At 36.6% G+C, this 9,382-nt stretch carries 2 protein-coding genes; both read right to left on the bottom strand.

All coding sequences use genetic code 11. The features are described from left to right. A partial coding sequence (locus tag FLA105534_RS00135; protein ID WP_173964030.1) for a non-ribosomal peptide synthetase occupies positions 1-7,083 on the bottom strand: 7,083 nt, incomplete at its 3' end. Positions 7,084-7,095: 12 nt separating this feature from the next. Beyond that, the coding region (locus FLA105534_RS00140) for a non-ribosomal peptide synthetase (RefSeq protein WP_173964031.1) at positions 7,096-9,382 on the bottom strand (2,287 nt) is incomplete at its 5' end.

Genomic DNA, 9,382 nt, shown 5'->3' on the forward strand with positions numbered 1-9,382 from the left:
CAAGTATTTTCGCTGCCAGATCGCATAATCTGAATATTGCAAAGAAAGCTCAGGTAAAACAGCCGCTCTTCCCGATTGAAGCGCGCTGTAAAGCTCCATAAACTCATTTACCAAGATACCACCTGACCAGCCATCACTGGCAATATGATGCAGCACACAAGCCAATATATATTTTTGATCTCCTAAATCATACAAACAAGCTCGTAACTTATAATCTGCTGACAAATCAAAAGGAGCCATCAGATAATCCTGAAGGATATTTTCAAATAATGATCTATCACTTATTTCAACCTGATCAAGAATCCACTCCTTTTCACTTATGACTTCCTGATATCCTATACCATCTTCTGATAACAGAATGGTACGCAAAACCTCGTGACGTGATACAATACTTTGAAGCGTTTGTTCCAATATCGATGTGTCTAACGCTCCTTCCAAACGAAGTACAATAGGAATATGATAAGCAACACTGCCTTCTAACTGATCTAAAAACCACAATCGTTCCTGGCTGAAAGATAAAGGAATCCGTCCTGAGCGGTCTTCTATGACAACAGCAGGTAGTAACACTCTCTCTGATTGAACTGATACATGTGTAGCTAAAGCTGAGATAGTATTGTATTGAAATATTTCCCTGATAGATACCTCTATAGACAATTCCTTTCGGATCATCGATACCAATCGGGTAGCTAGTAAACTATGCCCCCCCAACTCAAAAAAGTTATCATGAACTCCAACCTTCTCTACTCCCAACAAATTCTCCCAAATTTGAGCCAATTGGTGTTCTGTATCTGTCACTGGAGCAACATATTCTTTTACATATAATTCTAAACCATCAGGATCCGGCAAAGCTTTCTTATCCAGCTTTCCGTTTGAGGTAAGTGGCATCTCTTCCAACTCAACCCAGATCATAGGAACCATATACTCAGGCAAACTTAATTTCAACTGTTCCTGTAAAGCAGCCCTGTCCAGCTTGCCTTCAACAACAACATAACCAATCAGACGTTTACTGTTAACTGTATCTTCCTTAGCCAATACACAACAATGAATGATTCCTGACACTGATGAGAGAGCATTCTCTATTTCACCAAGCTCTATTCGATAACCACGAATCTTAACCTGATCATCTTTTCTGCCTATAAATTCTATAGTACCATCAGCAAGCCAACGAGCCAAATCTCCCGTCTTATAAATTATATCTCCCTCTTTAAATGGATTCTCTATAAACTTCTCTCGGGTTAATTCTTCCTGATTCAAATAACCTCGACCTAATCCTGATCCTCCAACACATAATTCTCCAACTACTCCAATGGGTAAAAGCTCCAATTTTGAATCTAAGATATAGGCCTGACTATTTTTAATAGGTTTACCAATAGGAAGGTTCTTATAAGTAACTTCATCAATACTGTAAGTCGTAGAAAAAGTAGTGTTTTCTGTAGGTCCATAACCATTGACAATATGTAGCTCTGGATAATGTTCTTTTAATTTATTGGTATAAGCAAACAAAACCACGTCTCCTCCTACTAATAAATCAGTCAAATTTTCAAAAACACATATATCATCTTCAACTATTTGATGAAACCAAGAAGCCGTCATCCACATAGTGGTAACCCTATGTTTTATAATAAGGTCTCTCAGACTAACGATGTTTAATAATGAGCTAGTATCTGCTAATATTAATTGCCCTCCATTTAATAAAGTACCAAAAAATTCTAAGGTCGTAGCATCAAAAGAAATAGATCCTGTGGACAACCAGACTGTATCTGAATTTAATGAAATATAATCACAGCTTTTACACAAACTAACAATATTATTATGTGTGATCATCACTCCTTTTGGATTACCTGTAGTTCCTGAAGTGTACATAATATAAGCAACGGAAACTGGCTTTATTCTATAGGATAATTTAGATGTTTCTAAAGCTAATGATTCTGCTATATCTAAGAAAAAAATAAATTCTGAAACAGATAAATTTGACAATAAGGATTCCTCCTTGTAAAGAAGGAAATTCACACCCGAATCCTCTAAAATATAGGATAATCTTTTTGAAGGTAATGAAGGATCTAAAGGAACATAAGTACATCCTGATTTCAGAACCCCTAAGATACTAATGATCATATCGAAACTTCTGTTAAACAAGATTCCTATTCGCGAATCTTCAACCATACCTACAGATTCGAAATAATGAACCAATTGATTCGAACGATCATCGAGTTCCTTATACGTCATAACCTGATCTTCAAAAAACAATGCTATAGCATCAGGAGTCTTCTTCACCTGTTCTTCAAACAAATCAACTATCGTTTTATCCTCAGGATAAATTAATTCAGTATCATTAAAAATATTTAATAACTGCTCCTCCTCCTCTGTACTCAACATCGACAAAGTGCCTACTGGCTGAGTAATATCTCCCAAAATAGAAATCAAAAGCTCTTTGTAATGTAAAAGCATACGATCAATCGTGGACTTATCAAATAAAGCGGTACAATACTCTATAGTCAATATAAGGCCTGAATCTCCTTCAGATGCATTCAATGTTAAATCTGACTTAGAAGTAACAGAGTCAAATTCATAACCTGAAAGAGTAACCCCTTCTAAATCTTTTCCTGATTTCCCTGACTCTTCAGGTGTATTATGCAGTACAAATAAAACTTGAAATAATGGACTCATGCTCATATCACGGGCAGTAATCATTCGATCCACGACCTTTTCAAATGGAGCCAGCTGATGGTCATAGCCCCCAAGTGTAGTTTCTTTTACTCTTTTTAAAAGTTCTCTGAAACTTGGATCACCACTCAGATCACTGCGAAGTGCCAAGATGTTTACAAAAAAGCCTATCATGCCCTCTAACTCTGATTGGGTGCGGTTCGCAATAGAAGTTCCAACACAAATATCATCCTGACCACTATAACGCGACAATAATACCTTAAAGGCTGACAACATCAACATAAATAATGTAACACCTTCTGCCTGACACAAGGCATTTAAAGAATCACTAAGATTCTTATCAAGAGTTAAAGAAACATTCGATCCTGCTGTGCTTTGAATCGATGGACGAACATAATCTGTGGGCAATGATAAAGTACCTACTCCCTCTAACTTCTCTTCCCAATACGATAACTGAGAGTCCAAAACAGCTCCTTCCAAGTGTTTTCGCTGCCAGATCGCATAATCTGAATATTGCAAAGAAAGCTCAGGTAAAACAGCCGCTCTTCCCGATTGAAGCGCGCTGTAAAGCTCCATAAACTCATTTACCAAGATACCCTCTGACCAGTCATCACTGGCAATGTGGTGAAACACACAGGCCAATATATATTTTTGATCTCCTAAATCATACAGACAAGCTCGTAACTTATAATCTGCTGACAAATCAAATGGAGCCATCAGATAATCCTGAAGGATATTTTCAAATAATGATCTATCACTTATTTCAACCTGATCAAGGATCCACTCCTTTTCACTTATGACTTCCTGATACCCTATACCATCTTCTGATAACAGAATAGTACGCAAAACCTCATGACGAGATACAATACTTTGAAGCGTTTGTTCTAATATCGATGTATCTAACGCTCCTTCAAGTCGAAGTACAATAGGAATATGATAAGCAACACTGCCTTCTAACTGATCCAAAAACCACAATCGTTCCTGACTAAAAGACAAAGGAATCCGTCCTGAGCGGTCTTCTAAGACAACAGCAGGTAATAATACTCCTTCTGATTGAATTGATACATGTACTCCTAAAGTTGAAATAGTAGTATATTCAAAAACATCTGCTATTTCAATTTCAATAGACAATTCTTTACGGATCATCGATACCAATCGGGTAGCCAGTAAACTATGGCCTCCCAATTCAAAAAAGTTATCATGAACTCCAACCTTCTCTACTCCCAACAAATTCTCCCAAATTTGAGCCAATTGGTGTTCTGTATCTGTCCGTGGAGCCACATATTCTTTCGTAGACAAATCTGAACTGTCAGGATCTGGCAAAGCTTTCCTATCCAGCTTTCCGTTTGAGGTAAGTGGCATCTCTTCCAACTCAACCCAGATCATAGGAATCATATACTCTGGTAAACTTAATTTCAACTGCTGTTGCAAATAAATCTTATCCAACTTGCCCTGCGAAACTACATAAGCGACCAAACGTTTGATTCCACCTTCATCTTCCCTGGCCAGTACACAACACTGACTAATTTCTGGTATAAAAGATAATACATTCTCAATTTCACCAAGCTCTATTCGATAACCACGGATTTTAACCTGATTATCCTTTCTGCCGATAAACTCCAGATTACCATCAGGGAGCCAACGTGCTAAATCTCCCGTCTTATAAATTCTATCGCCTTCTACAAAAGGACTTGATATAAACTTCTCTCGGGTTAACTCTTCCTGATTCAGATAACCTTGAGCTACTTGAACACCTCCAATGCATAACTCCCCTACTACTCCAATAGGAATAATATTTTGAGTTTCATCCATAATATAAATTTGAGTATTAGCTATCGGCTTACCTATATTTATACTTCCCATTGATCTGTAATTAGTAACCTCCAGAACGCTACAGCCAATTGTTGCCTCAGTTGGCCCATATTCGTTAAACAGTCTTACTGAAAGATCCAATTCTCCAAGATTTTTCAAATCTGATAGTATTAACTGTTCACCTCCTATAATAAACCTTTTCAAATTTACAATCTGTAGCCCTTCAAAAAAGGATAGATGTGCTGGCGTCAACTTGATTGAGTTTATTGAATCATTTAAAACTATATCCTTGAATACTCCACTAATATTATTACTGCTATAAATATGCAATTCTCCACCTGTTAACAATGTTAAATAAATACTAGTTTGCGTCAAATCAAAAGATAGCGAGCTGAACAATGGAAAATTATACGAACCTCCATTTACCCCATAGCAATCAATACTATGATATAAATAGTTAACCAGGTTACTATGGCTCACCATAACACCTTTTGGATTTCCTGTACTGCCTGATGTATAAATAACATAGGCTAAATCTGATACGCTAAGAATAATATCTGCAAAATCTGGTGTTATGAATTCTTTTGATAGTGTGTCAAATTCTATATCTATTGAAAAAATACTTATATCATAATCCATTACCTCGAATAAGCTATCTGAACCTATGATTAATAATTTCATATTAGAATCCCTTATAAGGAATGATTTTCGTGCATCTGGATAATCTTTATCTATAGGCAGATAACATGCTCCTGATTTTAGAATCCCTAATATCGAAATAATCGACCAGATTCCACGATCAATCATCAAACCTACTATATCATTAGTTTTCAAATGATAATTATGTTTTAGATAAAATGCCAAATTAGTCGACTTTTGATCTAATTCACTGTATGTTAATTGCTCTCCCTCAAAAACGACCGCTATAGCGTTTGGAGTACGACTTACTTGCTCTCTAAATAAGTCAACCACTGTCTTATCCAAAGGATAATCTATTATAGTGTCATTGAAAACATTCAGTAACTGATGTTTCTCCCCTATCGTAAGCATAGACAGACTGCCTATGGGCTGGTTAATATCATTTACAATACTTAGAAGTAGTTCCTTATAATGCTGAATAATTCTTTCAATACTTGATTTCTTAAAAAGAGTTGTACAGTACATCATATTCAATGAGATACCACCGCTTTCTTCAGAAATATTAAGCATTAGGTCAAATTGTGATGTGACCATATCAAATTCATATTCTGAAATTGTTATACCGTCGAGACCTTCCCTTGCACCCGATATACCTGAATTACTCTGTAATGCAAAGAATACCTGAAACAATGGCGTTATGCTCATGTCACGCGTAGTGACGACACGATCTACTACCTTCTCAAATGGGACCAGCTGATGATCATAACTACTAAGTGTAGTTTCTTTTACTCTTTTTAAAAGTTCCCTGAAATCTGGATTACCACTCAGATCACTGCGAAGCGCAAGTGTATTGACAAAAAAGCCTATCATGCCCTCTAGCTCTGATTGGGTACGATTCGCAATAGGCGTTCCGACGCAAATATCATCCTGACCGCTATAACGAGATAACAAAACCTTAAAAGCTGACAGCATCACCATAAAAAGTGTAACACCTTCTCTCTGACATAAGATATTCAGCGATTTGCTAAGTTCTTTATCCAACACAAAAGAAATAACTGACCCTGCTGTACTCTGAACAGAATTGCGAGGATAATCTGTTGGTAACAATAAGGTATCAACTCCCTTAAGTTTCTCTTCCCAATACGACAGCTGCGATTCCAAAACAACTCCTTCCAGGTATTTTCGCTGCCAGATCGCATAATCCGAATATTGCAAAATGAGTTCTGGCAAAACAGCATTTCTTCCGGATTGAAGCGCGCTGTAAAGCTCCATAAACTCATTTACCAAGATACCCCCTGACCAGCCATCACTGGCAATGTGATGCAGTACACAGGCCAATATATATTTTTGATCTCCTAAATCATACAAACAAGCTCGTAACTTATAATCTTTTGATAAATCAAAAGGGATTATCAAGTAATTCTGAAGAATATTTTCAAATAATGATGCATCTATTATTTCAACCTGATCAAGGATCCAATCCTTTGCGCTTATTACCTCCTGATATCCGACGCCATCCTCTGATAGTAGAATCGTACGCAATATTTCATGACGAGATACGATACTTTCAAGAGTCTGTTCCAATATAGATCCATCTAATTCACCTTCCAAACGAAGCACTATTGGAATATGGTACTCTTTACTACCCTGTAATTGATCCAAAAACCATAAACGTTCCTGACTGAAAGACAAAGGAACACGAGTTGGACGATTATCTATATAGGGAGTAATTTTTTCGAGCAATTTTTTTTTGATATTTTTACTCTGATATTTTTCGAGTAAATCTGGTGCTACATTTTCACTCTGATATTTTTTTAAATATTCAATAATCTGTTCTTTATTATTTCTTATTTCCAAAAGTAATTCTGAATCAATTTCCCCATTTGACTTAATGCTTAACGATCCATTATTTAATACCAGCTTTATACCTTCTCTGTTTATTCTCTGAAAAAAACTTAAAAACTCCATATATTACTAAAATTACAATTCAATATTCATACTATACTCATCTATGGAATCATTAAAATTAATTATCTTATAATGTAAATAAGAAGATAATTCATCCACAGTACTAAATTTAAATATCTCTCTAATAGATATTTCTATGGACAACTCATCGCGAATTATTGATACCAGACGGGTTACCAGCAAACTATGACCTCCCAGCTCAAAGAAATTATCATAAATACCTACTTTCTCTACTCCAAGCAAATTCTGCCAAATCTCTGTCAGTTGCTTTTCAGTATCAGTGCGCGGACCAACATATTCTTTTGTAGACAAATCTGAACTATCAGGATCTGGTAAAGCTTTTCTGTCCAGCTTTCCATTTGAGGTTAACGGTATCTCTTCCAGTTCAACCCAAATCATAGGGACCATATACTCAGGCAAACTTAATTTTAACTGTTGCTGCAAATCACCCTTATCCAGCTTGCCCTCCGAAATCACATAACCAACAAGACGTTTGTTACCCCCTGCATCTGCTTTGGCCAATACGCAACACTGGCTGATTCCGGGTATCGATGATAGTACATTCTCAATCTCTCCCAATTCTATTCGGTAACCACGAATTTTAACCTGGTTATCTTTCCTGCCAATATACTCTATATTTCCATCAGCAAGCCAACGCCCTAAATCCCCTGATCGGTATAATCGGTCTGTTGCTACAAAAGGATTTTCTATAAACTTTTCTCTGGTTAATTCTTCCCTGTTTAGATAACCTCTGGCTACTCCAGCTCCACCTACACATAGTTCTCCGATAACTCCCACCGGTACCAAATTTAAATTGTCATCTAAAATATAACAACCTAAAGTAGGAATAGCGGAACCTATCATACTAACAGGATTTAACATGTCTTCTGCATTAAGCTCTTTATAAGTAACATGCACCGTGGTCTCCGTTATTCCATACATGTTAATCATTTTACAATCAACATAAGACGCTTTCCAGTCTTGTAAATAAATAGGATTCAAGGCTTCTCCTCCAAATATTACATAACGAAGCGAATGATTAAAACCTCCCGTGAGAAATTCCTGTTGAAGTGCATAAAACGATCCGGGGGTTTGATTTAAAACTGTTACCCCTTCACTTATCAATAATTCCTTAAACGAAATAGCATCTTTTGTTACTGCTTTTGGTACAACTACCAATCGACCTCCGTGAAGCAGGGCACCATACATCTCCCATACCGAGAAATCAAAACAAAATGAATGAAACAATGTCCACACATCATTAGTCCCAAAATCAAATAAATAAGATTCATTCTTAAACAAACGAACAACATTACTATGGCTTATCAAGACACCTTTGGGATTACCCGTACTTCCTGAGGTATAAATTACATAAGCCAGATGACTTGGTGATAATGCAACGTTTAATGCTGTTGTAGGATTAACAGAGATCTTCGCCCAATCTTTATCCAATAGTAAAACATCAATATCCTTATAATCTGCCAGAATCTTATGGTTATCTTCCATACTTAATACCAGTTTAATACCGGCATCAACAAGCATATAACCAATACGATCCGACGGGTAATCAGGATCAACAGGCACATAAGCACCCCCTGATTTTAAAATACCCAAGATACCTATAAGCATCTCCAGACTACGCTCCAGACAAATACCTACCAAAGTATCCGGCTCAACTCCCTGTTCTATTAAATAATGACCCAGTTGATTCGACTTCTCGTTTAACTCCCTATAACTTAATGTTTCTCCTTCATAAACCACAGCTATAGCATCAGGAGTCTTCTTCACCTGTTCTTCGAACAAATCAACTATCGTTTTATCTTTTGGATAAGCAACTGTTGTATCATTGAATAAATGCAATAGTTGGTATTCTTCCTCTTTTGTCAACATCGACAAACTGCCTACTGGCTGGTCGATATCAATTACAATACTAACTAGTAATTCTTTATAGTGCAAAAGCATACGATCAATGGTAGCCCTATCAAACAAAGCGGTACAATACACTATACCTACTATAATACCGTCATTATTTTCAGAAACAGTCAATGTTAGGTCAACTTTCGAATTAAAAGTATCAAACTCATAACCTGAAAGTGTAACTCCTTCCAAACCTTTTCCTGTTTTACCCGAATTTTCTAACGCATTCTGCAGTACGAACATCACCTGAAACAATGGACTCATGCTCATATCACGGGTAGTGACCACACGGTCTACTACTTTCTCAAATGGAGCCAATTGATGATCATAACTACCAAGTGTAGTTTCTTTTACTCTTTTTAAAAGTTCCCTAAAGTCTGGA

Origin of the sequence: Flavobacterium collinsii, assembly GCF_902804485.1 — a bacterium.
Lineage (GTDB): Bacteria > Bacteroidota > Bacteroidia > Flavobacteriales > Flavobacteriaceae > Flavobacterium > Flavobacterium collinsii.